Origin of the sequence: Herbaspirillum sp. AP02, assembly GCF_015767275.1 — a bacterium.
Taxonomy (GTDB): domain Bacteria; phylum Pseudomonadota; class Gammaproteobacteria; order Burkholderiales; family Burkholderiaceae_D; genus Herbaspirillum.
The window spans coordinates 27,317-41,418 of sequence record NZ_JADWMY010000018.1 but is presented as its reverse complement, the minus strand read 5'-3'; the positions used below and the strand labels follow the sequence as shown (position 1 = coordinate 41,418).

At 62.1% G+C, this 14,102-nt stretch carries 13 protein-coding genes and 1 tRNA gene; 11 read left to right on the top strand and 3 right to left on the bottom strand.

Features of this window, described 5'->3' with window-relative positions; translation table 11 throughout:
* The first annotated feature begins 15 nt into the window (after window positions 1-15).
* The 5 genes from queF to rapZ all read left to right on the top strand — a co-directional run bounded on the left by queF (window position 16) and on the right by rapZ (window position 4,539).
* Window positions 16-903, top strand: coding sequence for an NADPH-dependent 7-cyano-7-deazaguanine reductase QueF (gene queF / locus I5R65_RS23660; protein WP_180670980.1), 888 nt, complete (start codon window positions 16-18; stop codon window positions 901-903).
* A 312-nt stretch (window positions 904-1,215) separates the two neighbouring features.
* On the top strand, window positions 1,216-1,851 hold the full coding sequence (locus I5R65_RS23655; protein ID WP_219341899.1) for a hypothetical protein: 636 nt from the start codon (window positions 1,216-1,218) through the stop codon (window positions 1,849-1,851).
* A gap of 240 nt (window positions 1,852-2,091) precedes the next feature.
* Complete coding sequence (locus tag I5R65_RS23650) at window positions 2,092-2,565, top strand: PTS sugar transporter subunit IIA (RefSeq protein WP_180671039.1); 474 nt, start codon at window positions 2,092-2,094, stop codon at window positions 2,563-2,565.
* 52 nt (window positions 2,566-2,617) lie between these two features.
* Entirely contained in the window at window positions 2,618-3,556 is a 939-nt protein-coding gene (hprK, locus tag I5R65_RS23645; RefSeq protein ID WP_180670981.1) for an HPr(Ser) kinase/phosphatase, read from the top strand.
* 119 nt (window positions 3,557-3,675) lie between these two features.
* Window positions 3,676-4,539 (top strand): RNase adapter RapZ, encoded by an 864-nt coding sequence (gene rapZ / locus I5R65_RS23640; RefSeq protein WP_231395311.1) that lies wholly within the window; start codon window positions 3,676-3,678, stop codon window positions 4,537-4,539.
* 22 nt (window positions 4,540-4,561) lie between these two features.
* Here rapZ and mutY read toward each other — a convergent pair whose 3' ends face one another.
* Entirely contained in the window at window positions 4,562-5,695 is a 1,134-nt protein-coding gene (gene mutY, locus I5R65_RS23635) for an A/G-specific adenine glycosylase (RefSeq protein ID WP_180670983.1), read from the bottom strand.
* Entirely contained in the window at window positions 5,692-6,513 is an 822-nt protein-coding gene (gene mutM / locus I5R65_RS23630; protein WP_180670984.1) for a bifunctional DNA-formamidopyrimidine glycosylase/DNA-(apurinic or apyrimidinic site) lyase, read from the bottom strand. The genes mutY and mutM overlap by 4 nt, the downstream gene beginning before the upstream one ends.
* A 187-nt stretch (window positions 6,514-6,700) precedes the next feature.
* On the opposite strand from mutM, the gene I5R65_RS23625 reads away from it, so the two are divergent.
* From I5R65_RS23625 to I5R65_RS23600, 6 genes are all read left to right on the top strand, one after another.
* Complete coding sequence (locus I5R65_RS23625; protein WP_180670985.1) at window positions 6,701-8,506, top strand: tetratricopeptide repeat protein; 1,806 nt, start codon at window positions 6,701-6,703, stop codon at window positions 8,504-8,506.
* Entirely contained in the window at window positions 8,503-9,135 is a 633-nt protein-coding gene (gene lolB / locus I5R65_RS23620) for a lipoprotein insertase outer membrane protein LolB (RefSeq protein WP_180670986.1), read from the top strand. Before I5R65_RS23625 ends, lolB begins: the two co-directional genes overlap by 4 nt.
* A gap of 41 nt (window positions 9,136-9,176) precedes the next feature.
* Window positions 9,177-10,046: a 4-(cytidine 5'-diphospho)-2-C-methyl-D-erythritol kinase gene (ispE, locus tag I5R65_RS23615; RefSeq protein ID WP_180670987.1), complete on the top strand. Its 870-nt coding sequence runs from the start codon at window positions 9,177-9,179 to the stop codon at window positions 10,044-10,046.
* 70 nt (window positions 10,047-10,116) lie between these two features.
* Window positions 10,117-10,193, top strand: a tRNA-Gln gene (locus I5R65_RS23610).
* A 126-nt stretch (window positions 10,194-10,319) separates the two neighbouring features.
* Window positions 10,320-11,270, top strand: a complete 951-nt coding sequence (locus tag I5R65_RS23605) for a ribose-phosphate pyrophosphokinase (protein WP_006465127.1) — start codon at window positions 10,320-10,322, stop codon at window positions 11,268-11,270.
* Window positions 11,271-11,407: 137 nt separating this feature from the next.
* Window positions 11,408-12,016, top strand: a complete 609-nt coding sequence (locus I5R65_RS23600; protein WP_180670988.1) for a 50S ribosomal protein L25/general stress protein Ctc — start codon at window positions 11,408-11,410, stop codon at window positions 12,014-12,016.
* A 79-nt stretch (window positions 12,017-12,095) separates the two neighbouring features.
* Here the strand turns inward: I5R65_RS23600 and I5R65_RS23595 are convergent, their stop codons facing one another.
* Window positions 12,096-13,892 (bottom strand): M61 family metallopeptidase, encoded by a 1,797-nt coding sequence (locus I5R65_RS23595; protein ID WP_180670989.1) that lies wholly within the window; start codon window positions 13,890-13,892, stop codon window positions 12,096-12,098.
* Window positions 13,893-14,102: the final 210 nt, after the last annotated feature.

The window sequence follows — 14,102 nt, the reverse complement described above, 5'->3', positions numbered from 1 at the left end:
CGCAGGAGCCTCACCATGAACCACACTACCCCGCCCGCCTCGACCATCGCCACCACCACCGGCCATTCCCCGGAAAGTTCGCCCCTGGGCAAGAGCTCGGAATATCCGACCCAATACGATCCGGCGCTGCTATTCCCTATCCCGCGCGCGCCCAAGCGCGCCGAACTGCAGATCAGCGGCACCCTGCCCTTCTTCGGCGTCGATATCTGGACCGCCTATGAAATCTCCTGGCTGAACCTGCGCGGCAAGCCGCAGATCGCCATCGCCACCTTCATGGTGCCGGCCGATTCGCCGAACATCATCGAATCGAAGTCCTTCAAGCTGTACCTGAATTCGTTCAACCAGGAGCGCCTGGAAAGCGCCGATCAACTGGTGGAAAAGCTGCGCACCGATCTGTCGGCCGCCGCCGGCGCCGGGGTGCAAGTGGTGCTGACCGAATCGGCGCAGTTCGGGCAATTGCAGTTCGGCGAACTGGCCGGCCTGTCGCTGGACCGCCTGGATGTGGAAATCGAACCTGCCACCGGTGCCGCCCATCCGGATGGCAGCCAGCTACGCGCCAACCAAGAGGAAGCCGTGGTCGAGGAAACCCTGATCTCGCACCTGCTCAAGTCCAACTGTCCGGTGACCAGCCAGCCGGACTGGGGCAGCGTACAGATCCACTATGTGGGCGCCCCCATCGACCAAGAGCGGCTGCTGAAATACATCATCGGCTTCCGCGAGCACAACGAATTCCACGAGCAATGCGTGGAACGCATCTTCACCGACATCCTGCGCTACTGCAAACCGCAGAAGCTGGCCGTCTATGCACGCTACACGCGGCGCGGCGGCCTGGACATCAATCCCTGGCGCAGCAACTTCTCCAGCGCCAAACCGCCCTCGCAATTGCGCAACGCCCGCCAGTAACGCGGCACCAACTGGCCCCGCCGTCGGGCGCCAGTTGTAAAAACCGGGTCAGCAAATTGTTACCGGATCTTGCCGCGCAAGCACTTGCTCCTTTGAGGACAGGTGGCGTGACCAAGATTTGGTAACAATTTCCGTTTTACAACAATACAGATGAAGGGATATTTTTCCCTTCATGTCTGTCCATTCAATTGTGCATGAGCTTGCCAAGCTGGCAGCGCCTTCGCACAAGCGATCTTTCGTCAACCCCGTGCTACCACGTCCCATCTCCGCACCCCGGAGTCATGGGGCTTCTGCTTTACCTCCACAATAAAGATGACAACCACCACCTCACTGCGGTCCCTGACTGCTCCTGCCCCTCACACCGCCCGCCCTGTCGGAGCGCTGCGCCGTGCCGGCTTCATCGCCTTCATCGCGGCCGGGGCCTGCGCGCTGGCCCCGGCCGCCCATGCCGACGACAACCAGTACAGCCTGTGGCAACAGACCAAGGACCACGCCGCCCACATCTGGGACCAGGGTGATAGCGCCATCTACCTCTCCGGCGTGGCACACCACGGCCGCAGTACCTATACTCCGCAGAAGCTGGATGAACTCAACGAACACGCCTGGGGCCTGGGCTATGGCAAGACCCTGCGCAACGACAGCGGCAATGACGAGTCCCTGTATGGCTTCGTGATCAAGGACTCGCACCGCCATCCGCAGTACATGGCCGGTTATGCCTATGAATGGGTGTTTCCGATTGCCAAGACCGGCCTGGAAGTGGGTCTGGGCGGCACCGCCATGCTCATGAGCCGGCAGGATTACTTCCACAGCGTTCCCTTCCCGGTACCGCTGCCTCTGGCCTCCATCGGCACCCAGAAGGGCAAGATCATGTTTGCCTACGTGCCGCGCCTGTCGTCCAACAAGAACAACGGCGACGTGCTGCTGATCTTCGGTCGTATCGAGATGTAGTCGCCGGTGATGCGATGACCGATGAGCGGACGCCCGGTGATGGATAAATCACCAACCCTCATCGGCGCTGCCGGCGCACAAAATATTTCCACCCATCTCTACAAAAGTCGTACCTTGGGGCAAATCCGCTCCATGCGCCCGAAATCACCTGCTGTTCGGCGCTTTCAAAGCGTTCCGCCGGGTCCAAAGAGGCCTATAATCCTGCTCAAAGCTTCAGCCCGTGGCAATTCCTTGAGCGTCATGACTAATCTCGCAAAAATCCTGTCTCCAGAAAATGTGGTTCTGGATCTGGAAGTCTCCAGCAAAAAAAGAGCTTTCGAACAAGCCGGCCTGACTTTCGAAAACAACAGCGGCATTGCCCGCTCCACCGTTTCCGAAAACCTGTTTGCCCGGGAGCGTCTCGGTTCCACCGGACTGGGTCACGGCGTGGCCGTGCCGCACGGGCGCATCAAGGGCCTGAAGGCGCCGCTGGCGCTGTTCATGCGGCTGGCCGCACCGATCCCCTTCGAGTCGCCCGACGGCCAGCCGGTCAAGCTGCTGATCTTCCTGCTCATTCCGGACAACGTGACGCAACAGCATCTGGAAATCCTCTCGGAAATCGCCGAGATGTTTTCTGACGACGCGTTCCGCAACGAGCTCGCCGTCGAGCCCGACCCTGCCGTGGTGCACGCACGCATCGTGACCTGGCAGACCTCGATGGAAAAGGCCGGCTGAATAGCCTGGCCGCTTCCGCTCGCCGCCCACCCGCCAGCAGAACCGGATCTACATGCCCACTTATTCCGCGTTGTCGATACAGCAGCTTTACGAAGAAAACCGTGAATCCCTGCAATTGGGCTGGTTTGCCGGCTTCCCCGGCGGCGAACGCCTCATTTCCGGCGACGCCGTCTCGGCCTCCGACCAGGTGGGCCACCTGAACCTGATCCACCCGGGCCGCCTGCAGGTCTTCGGCCATCAGGAAATCGAATACTACAATCGCCTCTCCAACACCTCGCGCGCCTACCAGACCGCCGAGCTGGTGGCCGGCGAGCCGCCGGCCTTCATCATCGCGCAGGGCCTCTCGACACCGCCCGATCTGCTGGCGGTGTGTGACGAAAAGAATATCCCGCTATTCTCCACCCCGCTGCCAGCGGCGCAGGTGATCGACTACCTGCGGGTGTACCTGTCCAAGAAACTGGCGCAGCAGATCACCATGCATGGCGTGTTCATGGATGTGCTGGGCGTGGGCGTACTGATCACCGGCGAATCCGGCCTGGGCAAGAGTGAACTGGGGCTGGAACTGATTTCGCGCAGCCATGGACTGGTGGCCGACGATGCGGTGGAATTCGCCCGCATCGCGCCCAACATGATCGAAGGGCGCTGCCCGCTACTGCTGCAGAACCTGCTGGAAGTGCGCGGGCTGGGGCTGCTGGACATCAAGGCGATCTTCGGCGAGACCGCCGTGCGCCGCAAGATGCGCTTGAAGCTCATCGTGCATCTGGTCCGTCGCAGCACGCTGGAAGAAAACTACGAACGCCTGCCGCTGGATGCGCAGTATGAAGAAGTGCTGGGCCTGCCGATCCGCAAGGTAGTCATTCCCGTGGCCGCCGGACGCAACATTGCAGTGCTGCTGGAAGCTGCCGTGCGCAATACCATCCTGCAGTTGCGCGGCATCGATACGCTCAAGGAATTCATCGAGCGCCAGCGCCGGGCGATGAACGGCGAGTAGGCGAGTAGACGACCGGCCGGACACACCTACCCGGCAATGCTCTTCCACAGCGGTTTCCCGCTACCCGGGAAACGTCATCCCTGGCACGAATCGACGCCCCATGCGTTATGATTGCCGCCATGCGAATCGTTCTGATCACCGGCATCTCCGGCTCCGGCAAATCGGTGGCACTGCATGTGCTGGAAGACGCCGGCTATTTCTGCGTCGACAATCTTCCGCCCTCATTGCTGTGCGACCTGGTGCAAACCCGCATCAAGGAAGGTGCCAGCATGCTGGCCGTGGCCACCGATGCACGCAGCGCCGACTCCCTGGCCACCCTGCGCACCGACATCGAGACCCTGCGTGCCGAAGGGCATGACGTCAAGGTCTTCTTCCTGACCGCCTCTGACGATACGCTCATCACCCGCTTCTCCGAAACCCGCCGCAGCCATCCGCTGTCGCACCGGCTGCTGCCTGGCCGCAATCCGGCAGACCGCCTCACGCTCACCGAATGCATCGCGCTGGAAAAGGACATGCTGGGCGACATGCAGGACATCGGCCTGGTCATGGATACCTCGCAGCTGAGCTCCAACAAGCTGCGTCGCTGGATCAAGGAACTGGTGGACCTGGAACGCTCGCCGCTGACGCTGCAGATCGAATCCTTCGGCTTCAAGCATGGTCTGCCGCTGGACGCGGATCTGGTGTTCGACGTGCGCATGCTGCCCAATCCCCACTACGATGCCGAACTGCGACCACTGACCGGACGTGATGCGCCGGTCATCGAATTCCTGGCGGCCTATCCCGAGGTGGCCGACATGTTCAACGACATCCGTGGCTTCGTGGAAAAATGGCTGCCGGCCTTCAAGGATGACAACCGCAGCTACCTCACCGTGGCCATCGGCTGCACCGGCGGTCAGCACCGCTCGGTCTATCTGGTCGAATTGCTGGCCAGCCACTTCCGCGCCACCGAGCAGGTGGTGAGCCGGCACCGCCAGTTGAACTGATCGCCCGGGCCGGCACCGCCGGCTACACCACCGAAAGCAGGTCGCGCGTCCCCAGCACCCCCAGCAGCAGCTTCTTGACCGGCGCCGGCAGCGGCGCATCGGCCAGCCTGTGGGCGGGATACCAGACCAGTCCGCGCTCGGCGATGGCCTGGCTGCGACTGCTCAGCGCCACCTGGAAGGGCGCCACATGCAGCTTGAAGTGGGTAAAGACATGCGAGAACGGCTGTAGCTTGCGACAGCCCTCCAACTCGCCATAAGGTGCCACCAGGGTACGCACGGCGGTATCGAAGCGTGCCGCATCATCCACGCCGATCTCCGGCAGCGACAGCAGGCCGCCCCAGATGCCACTGTCGGGACGCTGCTCCAGCAGGACATCCTCGCCATGGGTGATGACCAGCATCACGGTTTCCTTTTCCGGGACCGCCTTCCTGGGCTTGCTCACCGGCAGTTCCGCCACCCGGTCCTGGGCCAGGGCCACGCAGCGCCCGGCCAGCGGGCAGCGCTCGCAGGCAGGCTTGCCGCGCACGCACAGGGTGGCACCCAGGTCCATCAGGCCCTGGGTATAGGATTCGATATCCTGTTGCGGCAAGAGCGCCACGGCACGCAGCCAAAGCTTGTCTTCGACCGGCTTGGCGCCAGGATAGCCATCGACCCCGAACACCCGCGCAAAGACCCGCTTGACGTTGCCATCCAGGATGGCGGCACGCCGACCATAGGAAAAGGCCGCAATCGCCGCCGCCGTGGAACGGCCGATGCCGGGGAGGTCGGCCAGCAGTTCGGGATCATCCGGGAAGCGCCCGCCGTATTCGGCCACCACCCTCTGCGCACACTTGTGCAGGTTGCGCGCGCGGGTGTAGTAGCCCAACCCGCTCCAGAGCGCCATCACATCCTCGGACGGGGCGGCGGCCAGCGAGAACACATCCGGGCAGCGCTCCAGGAAGCGCTGGTAATACGGAATCACCGCCGCCACCTGGGTCTGCTGCAGCATGATTTCCGAGAGCCAGACACGATAGGCGTCGCGGGTGTTCTGCCAGGGCAGCTTGTGGCGGCCATGCTGTTTCTGCCAGGCGATCACCTGAGCCGAGAAGGAGGGATCTTCATATTCCAGCACATCACCGGCAGCAGCCTTGCCCCGTGATTCGACAATACCCTTCATTTCTGGCAACTCACGCAATAAAAAGTGGAACGCTGGCCCTGCTTGATCTGGCGGATCGGCGTGGCGCAGATGCGGCAGGCCTCGCCGGTGCGGTTATAGACGAAGTAACTCTGCTGGAAATAGCCCGACTGGCCATTGACGGCGATGAAGTCGCGCAGGGTGCTGCCGCCCTGCTCGATGGCCGCGGCGAGCGTTTCGCGGATGGCCTCGGCCAGGCGTTCGTAGCGCGCCAGACTGATCTTGTAGGCCGGCGTCTTGGGATTGATGCGTGCCTTGAACAGGCTCTCGGACGCGTAGATATTGCCCACCCCCACTACGATGTCGCCGGCCAGCAATACCTGCTTGATCGGCGCGCTGCGGCCACGGGTCTGCCTGAACAGCTCGCGGGCGCTGAACTTGTCTTCCAGCGGCTCCAGCCCCAGGCTGCGCAGCAGCAGGTGTTCCTCGATGGCGCCATCGGCGCTGTCATGCCAGAGGATGGCGCCGAAGCGGCGTGGATCGGTCATGCGCATGACCTGGCCACCGACCTCCAGATCGAAATGATCATGCTTTTGCGGCGCGATGCCCGGCGGCAGGATGCGCAGGTGACCGGACATGCCCAGGTGCACGATCAGCGTGCCATGGTCGAAATGGATCAGCAGGTATTTGCCGCGACGTCCGGTACGCCGGATCACGCGCCCCGCCAACAGATCCTGCAATCCCGCCGGGAACGGCCAGCGCAGGCCGGTGTGGCGCAGGACGACACCGCTGACGGTCTGGCCTTCAAGATAAGGCGCGACCCCGCGACGGGTGACTTCGACTTCTGGTAATTCTGGCATCGGCTTGCGGATAAGGGAGGACGGGCGTGAAGCTGCATATGATAATGCAGATGCCGAAAACAAGACCTGAAGCCGCAGGTGCAACCTGCACAGGGAAGCTTGTCAAAGATGGATTACACTTCGCTGTCAGCAAAGCCACGTTTGTTGCGCGTAAAATCGAAACTCTCCGAATCGTCAGGATGAAATCTTGAAAAAAACCATCGCTCTCCTCACCAGTTCCCTGCTGCTGACTGCCTGCGCAAGCCTGCAGCAGCCCGGCGACAAGGCGGATGCCCAGGCGGCCCAGGACCAGAAGAGCGCGTCGGCCAAGTCGGCCGCCAATCGCAAGAAAGCCCCCAAGGCCAAGGTCCAGCCGCAGGAAGACGCCCTGCCCGCGCTGGAGCTGAGCGAGGACATCCTTTACAAAGTGCTGACAGCCGAGATCGCCTTCCAGCGCGGTCAGTGGCAGTCGGCCTATGTGACCATGCTGGCGGCCGCGCAGCAGACGCGCGACCCGCGCCTGGCCAAGCGTGCTGCCGAGATGGCGGTAGCGGCGCGCCAGGCGGGCGAAGCGCTGGTGGCGGTGCGCCTGTGGACCGAACTGGCGCCGCACTCCGATGAAGCCCTGCAGAACTACCTGGGCCTGATCATGCTCTCGGACAGCGTCGATGAAATCGAACCGCTGCTGACCCAGCGCCTGGCCGATGCCGCCCCCCAGGCGCGTGGCCCGATGATCCTGCAGATCCAGCGCCTGCTCTCGCGGGCCAAGGACAAGCAGGCCAGCTTCACCATCCTGCAGAACATCACCAAGCCCTATGGCGACCTGATGGAAACCCACCTGGCCCTGGCCCAGGGCGCCTTCAGCATCGGCGACGGCGTCCAGGCCCAGCGTGAGGCGCGCGCAGCCCTGAAGATCAAGCCGGACTCCGAACTGGCGGTGCTGACCGCCGCCCAGGTGGCCTCGGATAACAAGGACGCCACCAAGCTGGTGACCGACTTCCTGCGCAAGTATCCCGATGCGCGCGAAGTGCGCGTGGCCTACGCCCGCAGCCTGGTGGAACAGAAGGATTACAAGCAGGCCCGTAGCCAGTTCGAGACGCTGTTGAAGGAAGACGGCGAAGACGCCACCACCCTCTTTGCGCTGGGCGTGCTGTCGGCCCAGACCGACCAGTTGAAGGACGCCGAATACTATCTGCAGCGCTATCTGCAGGTGCTCTCGGCCCAGCCCGAGGATGACCGCGACCCCAGCCAGGCGCTCCTGCTGCTCTCGCGCATCGCCGAGGAACGACGCGATCTGGATTCGGCACTACGCTACCTGGACCAGGCTGAACCGGGCAGCGAAGGCTACGTCAACATCCAGGTCCGCCGCGCCCAGCTGCTGGCGCGCAAGGCCGACATCGAAGGTGCCCGCAAGGCGCTGGAGCAGGCCCAGGCCGAATCCGCCAACGACGGTGAGCAACTGCAGCTGCTGCTGGCCGAGTCGAGCCTGCTGCGCGACGCCAACCGCAACCAGGAAGCCGCCGACGTGCTCAAGGGTGGCCTGGAACGCTTCCCCAACAATACCGACCTGCTCTACGACTATTCCATGGTCCTGGAAAAGCTGGGCAAGTACGACGAGATGGAAAAATCGCTGCGTCGCGTAATGCAACTGGCCCCGGGCAACCAGCATGCCTACAACGCGCTGGGCTATTCACTGGCCGATCGCAATGTACGCCTGCCGGAAGCGCTGGAACTGATCCAGAAGGCTGCCGACCTGGCACCGGAAGATGCCTTCATCGCCGACAGCCTGGGCTGGGTGCTGTTCCGCATGGGCCGCGCCGAACAGGCTGAAACCCAGATGCGCCGCGCTTACGGACTGCGTCCGGATGTCGAGATCGGCGTCCACCTGGGCGAGGTGCTGTGGACCAACGGCAAGCAGGATGAGGCGCGCAAGGTATGGCGCGAGGCGGCGCTGAAGGAACCCAACAATGAAGTCCTGAAAAGCACGCTGGCGCGGCTCAATGTGAAGTTATGAGTCGCTTGCGTTCTTATCGTACCTACCTGAAGGCGGCGCCGTTCTCTCTGGCCATCCTGCTGGCCGGCTGTGCCACGGTATCGCAGGACAGCGTGGCGCCCAACGCCAGCGCGCCGGCCTACCAGTCCAGTATCGAGATCGATGGCCGCATCTCGGTCCAGTACGAGCAGGACCAGCGCCCGCAGTCACTGCACGGCAGCTTCTTCTGGAAGCAGACCCCGCAGGAACTGAACCTGGAAATGTTCTCGCCCCTGGGCCAGACCGTGGCCACGATCAACGTCAAGCCCGGCATCGCCACCCTGGTGCAATCCGGGCGCGCACCGCAGGTGGCGCCCGATGTGGATGAACTGGCCGCGCAATCGCTGGGCTGGCCGCTGCCGGTGTCTGGCATGCGCCAGTGGCTGCAGGGCAGTGGCACCGACGCCAGCGGCAAGCCCTTCACCGCCCGCGCCGGCACGGAAGCGGCCAGCTTCGACACGCGCGATGGCTGGCGCATCACCTACGCCAACTGGGAGACCGATGCCGCCAGCGGCCAGGCCCGCCCCAAGCGCATCGACATGACCCGCAGCACCGCCCAGGCCGGCAAGGTCGCCATCCGCATTGCCATCGATGGCTGGAAACGACCCTGAGCACGGACAACGCAAGGCCCTCACCTGACCACGCAACAAGCATGACCACCACCCTCACCGCCTGCCCGGCACCGGCCAAGCTCAATCTGTTCCTGCACGTGACCGGTCGCCGTCCCGATGGCTATCACCTGCTGCAATCGGCCTTCCAGTTGATCGACCGTTGCGACACGCTGGATTTCGCCCTGCGTGACGACGGCCGCATCGTCAGGACCAATGAGGTGCCGGGCGTGCCGGCTGAGTCCGATCTGGTGATCCGCGCCGCGCACCTGCTGCGCGAGGCCAGCGGCAAGCCCCACCTGGGCGCCGACATCACCGTGCACAAGATCCTGCCCATGGGCGGTGGCGTGGGCGGTGGCTCATCCGATGCTGCGACCACGCTGATGGTCTTGAATCATCTGTGGAATTGCGGATACAATCGCGCCTCGCTGATGGAGATGGGCCTGAAACTGGGCGCCGACGTCCCCTTCTTCCTGTTCGGCCGCAATGCATTTGCAGAAGGCGTGGGTGAAGAATTGGTGGCATTGCGAACCGCGGATTGCTGGTTCGTGGTCATCGAACCAGGCGTATCTGTTCCAACTTCTTTAATATTTTCGTCAAAGTTGTTGACAAGGGATACTGAACCCGTCAGAATAACGGACTTTCCTGATGCGACGAAACAAATCGCTTCCAGCTTCGGGAAGAACGATCTGGAAATGGTGGCAACTGCGCATTTCCCTGAAGTAGCAGCGGCAGTCGAGTGGCTGAGCAACTTCGGGAACGCAAGAATGACCGGATCTGGCGCCTGTGTGTTTTGTGCATTCGAACACGAACATCAGGCAGACGAAGTGCTCAAGCAATTGCCTTCGCGCTGGATCGGCTGGAAAGCCAAAGCGATGCAGGAACATCCTCTCGCCCATTTAGTGCAGTCGTAAAGAAGAATTGGTTTGACGTGAGCGCAGCGCCTGGCATAGAGCGCGCGACACGGCGAGCAGCAAGTTGCGTAGGGGAATCGCCAAGTTGGTTAAGGCACCGGATTTTGATTCCGGCATTCCAAGGTTCGAATCCTTGTTCCCCTGCCATTTAATTCGGACAGGCGCAGTACAGGCCCGGGTCCAGTCAGAAAAATAAGCCGTCAATGTGAGACCGATCAAGTCAAGCATTGTCGGCTTTTCGACTTTTAAACGATTGCATTCAGGGATACCCACATGGCACTTGAGAACCTGATGGTTTTTACGGGCAACGCCAACCCCGAACTGGCGCGCGGCGTCGCTGAGAAACTCGGTATCCCGCTGGGCAAGGCCAATGTTTCCAAGTTCTCCGACGGCGAAGTGATGGTCGAGATCAATGAAAACGTTCGCGGCAAGGACGTCTTCGTGCTGCAGTCCACCTGCGCACCGACCAATGACAACCTGATGGAAATCATGATCATGGTCGATGCCCTGAAGCGCGCATCGGCCGGTCGCATCACCGCCGCCATCCCCTACTTCGGCTATGCCCGCCAGGATCGCCGTCCGCGTTCGGCACGGGTTGCCATCTCGGCCAAGGTCGTGGCCAACATGCTGCAGGAAGCCGGCGTCGAGCGCGTCCTGATCATGGACCTGCACGCAGACCAGATCCAGGGCTTCTTCGACATCCCGGTGGACAACATCTACGCCTCGCCCATCCTGCTGGGCGACCTGGTCAACAAGAACTACGACGACCTGCTGGTGGTCTCGCCCGACGTCGGCGGCGTGGTGCGCGCCCGCGCGCTGGCCAAGCGCCTGAACTGCGACCTGGCCATCATCGACAAGCGTCGTCCTAAGGCCAACGTCTCCGAAGTGATGAACATCATCGGTGAAGTCGAAGGCCGCAACTGCGTGATCATGGATGACATGGTCGACACCGCCGGTACCCTGACCAAGGCGGCCGAGGTGTTGAAGGAACGTGGCGCCAAGAAGGTCGTGGCCTACTGTACCCACCCGGTGCTGTCGGGTCCGGCCATCGACCGTATCGCCAATTCGCCCCTGGATGAACTGGTGGTGACCGATACCATCCCGCTGTCGCCGGCTGCGCGTGGCTGCGCCAAGGTGCGTCAACTGACCTGCGCCGACCTGCTGGCCGAGACCTTCAAGCGCATCACCAAGGGTGACTCGGTGATGTCGCTGTTCGCCGAATAAGATTTTGCATTCGCCTCGCTGCGGTTTTCCGTGGTGGGGTTTTTTCATATTCCCTGGTCGCGGGGAATATTTAACACGCGGGGCAACCGTCGCTTGAATGATTCAACGACGAGCCCTGCCAACATTGGAGCTTCAACATGAAAGTCATCGCCTTTCCGCGTAATGAACAGGGCACCGGAGCGAGCCGCCGCCTGCGTCGCGCGGGTCAAACCCCGGGTATCGTCTACGGTGGCACTGCTGCCCCGCTGAACATCGCCGTTGACCACAACGCCCTGTACCACGCCCTGAAGAAGGAAACCTTCCACTCGTCCATCCTGGACCTGGAAATCGACGGCAAGGTCGAACAAGTTCTGCTGCGTGACTTCCAAGTCCACGCTTTCAAGCAACTGGTCCTGCACGTTGACTTCCAGCGCGTGGACGCTTCCCAGAAGCTGCACACCAAGGTGCCCCTGCACTTCGTGAACGCTGAAGTGTCGCCTGCCGTCAAGCTGCACGCCGGCATCATCAGCCACGTGGCTGCTGATCTGGACGTGACCTGCCTGCCGAAGAACCTGCCTGAGTTCATCGAAGTCGACCTGTCCAAGCTGGACGTCGGTCAATCGATCCACCTGGCTGACCTGAAGCTGCCCAACGGCGTGACCGCCGTGACCCAGGAAAACCTGACCATCGCCACTGCCGCCGTGCCGGCCGGTCAAGTTGCCGCTGAAGGTGAAGCTGCTGCTGGCGGCGCTGAAGAAGCGAAGTAATCCGCTTTCTTCCGCTGCAAGAAAAAACCCGCCGAATCAGATTCGGCGGTTTTTTTTCATCTGCAGAAAAGCAAACTGATCAAGCTTTTACCTTCAGCCAGGCCTCGCGCTGGCGCACCGTCGCCACCGGCTTGGCCAATGCCTTGAGGCTCACCTGCGGTGCCGTATCGGCCTTGAGCTTGACGCTGAACTCCATCAGCTCGTCACGACGGAAGGCATGCACACGCACGGTATCGTTGAGGCGATAGCGCACCAGCAGCCCATCCGGACCGGATGCGGGTACACGCAAGCCATCGATGGCCACCAGCTTGTCTCCGGCCGACAGACCCGCCTGCATGGCAGGGCCACCTTCGTACAGCGCTGCCAGCTTGGCGTCGCTGCCTTCCTTGGTGATGCGCGCCCCCAGCCAGGGCTTGGCGTCGGCGGGCAATGCCGCCTCATAGACCAGGCCGAAGGCCGGCAGCAACTCTTCCAGCGGCACGTCCTCGGTTCCACGGATGTAGCGGTCGTGGAAGCGCTTGAGGTCGGCGCCGGCGAATTGCTCCATCAGTTCCAGGATGCCCTCTTCCGGCACGCCCTGCGGCTTGCCCTGGTAGAAGTCCCGACCAAAACCGGCCCACAGTGCGCGCATGACATCGTCCAGCGAACGGCGGCCGCCGGTCTGCTGGCGGATCGTCAGGTCCAGCCCCATCGCCACCAGCGAACCCTTGGTGTAATAGCTGACGATGGCATTGCTGGCGTTCTCGTCCTGGCGGTAATACTTGACCCAGGCATCGAAGCTGGACTCGGCCACGCTTTGCTTCCTGCGACCGCTGCCACGTAGCACGCCGGTGATGGTCTTGCCGATCAGTTTCAGATAGTTGTCGGTATCGATGACGCCGGTACGCACCAGGAACAGGTCGTCGTAATAGCTGGTGAAGCCCTCGAACAGCCATAGCAGGGAGGTGTAGTTCTCCTGGCGCAGGTCATAGGGGGCGAACACGGCCGGCTTGATGCGTTTGACGTTCCAGGTATGGAAATATTCATGACTGCACAGGCCCAGATAGGTACGGTAGCCATCGCTCTGCTCCGACTTGCCCTTGACCGGCAGATCGGCGCGCGAGCAGATCAGGGCGGTGGAAGCACGATGCTCCAGGCCACCGTAGCCATCGCCCACGGCCAGCGTCATGAAGACGTAGCGCTCCATGGGCGCGCGCTTGGTGCGCGGCTCGAAGAAGGCGATCTGGGCTTCGCAGATCTTCTTGAGGTCGTCGCACAGGCGCGCCATGTCGAAATTGGGTACGCGGCCGGTGACGACCACGTCATGCGGCACGCCATGGGCCTGGAAGCTGGCCAGGGCAAAATCGCCGATCTCGACCGGATGATCGATCAGCTCGTCATAATCTTGCGCGACATAGGTACCGAAACCATGGCGCCTTGCCTTCAGCTCCGGCATCGCGGTCGCCACGCGCCAGCGCTTGAATTGATCGCCCTCGGGTCGGACAATCTCCACCACCTGCGGGACTTGCTCGAAGCCATGGGCCGCCAGGAACACGCTGGTGCCATTGAAAAAGCCATGGGTGCGATCCAGATGTGCCGTGCGCACCGACAGGTCCCAGGCATAGACCTGGTAATGCAGCGTCAATGCTCCCTTGCAGGGAGCGGCCTGCCAGGTGTGCTTGTCCAGCTTCTTCACGACCACCTTGCGGCCATTGGATTCGCCCCGCAAGGCCACGATGTTCTTGCCGAACTCGCGAATCATGTAGCTGCCAGGAATCCAGGCCGGCAGCGAGAACACCTGGCCATCGGCCGCAGGCGTATCGACAGTGACGCTGACGTCGTAGACATGGGAAGCAGGATCGAGAGAAGTAATGCGGTAGCGGATCGGAGTTGCCATTGCAGTGTGGAGAAGGAGCCGGCGTGCGGCGATGGGTCATTTTACACGTGGCTGCGCCGGCCTCGCCGGACGGGCGGAGGGCAAGCATCAAATGGATAAAAAATGGCCGAAAAATGGACAAAAAAAAAACCGGACCGACTTGCGTCGGCCCGGGTCCAGGGTCAAATGAAACTAACCGTTAAAACTTTTTAAATCATATAAATCGTTTGA

Excerpts from the sequence above, each read along its gene's own strand:
- queF (WP_180670980.1), top strand. The coding sequence starts at position 16 with ATGAACCACACTACCCCGCCCGCCTCGACCATCGCCACCACCACCGGC.
- I5R65_RS23655 (WP_219341899.1), top strand. The coding sequence starts at position 1,216 with ATGACAACCACCACCTCACTGCGGTCCCTGACTGCTCCTGCCCCTCAC.
- I5R65_RS23650 (WP_180671039.1), top strand. The coding sequence starts at position 2,092 with ATGACTAATCTCGCAAAAATCCTGTCTCCAGAAAATGTGGTTCTGGAT.
- hprK (WP_180670981.1), top strand. The coding sequence starts at position 2,618 with ATGCCCACTTATTCCGCGTTGTCGATACAGCAGCTTTACGAAGAAAAC.
- rapZ (WP_231395311.1), top strand. The coding sequence starts at position 3,676 with ATGCGAATCGTTCTGATCACCGGCATCTCCGGCTCCGGCAAATCGGTG.
- mutY (WP_180670983.1), bottom strand. The coding sequence starts at position 5,695 with ATGAAGGGTATTGTCGAATCACGGGGCAAGGCTGCTGCCGGTGATGTG.
- mutM (WP_180670984.1), bottom strand. The coding sequence starts at position 6,513 with ATGCCAGAATTACCAGAAGTCGAAGTCACCCGTCGCGGGGTCGCGCCT.
- lolB (WP_180670986.1), top strand. The coding sequence starts at position 8,503 with ATGAGTCGCTTGCGTTCTTATCGTACCTACCTGAAGGCGGCGCCGTTC.
- ispE (WP_180670987.1), top strand. The coding sequence starts at position 9,177 with ATGACCACCACCCTCACCGCCTGCCCGGCACCGGCCAAGCTCAATCTG.
- I5R65_RS23605 (WP_006465127.1), top strand. The coding sequence starts at position 10,320 with ATGGCACTTGAGAACCTGATGGTTTTTACGGGCAACGCCAACCCCGAA.
- I5R65_RS23600 (WP_180670988.1), top strand. The coding sequence starts at position 11,408 with ATGAAAGTCATCGCCTTTCCGCGTAATGAACAGGGCACCGGAGCGAGC.
- I5R65_RS23595 (WP_180670989.1), bottom strand. The coding sequence starts at position 13,892 with ATGGCAACTCCGATCCGCTACCGCATTACTTCTCTCGATCCTGCTTCC.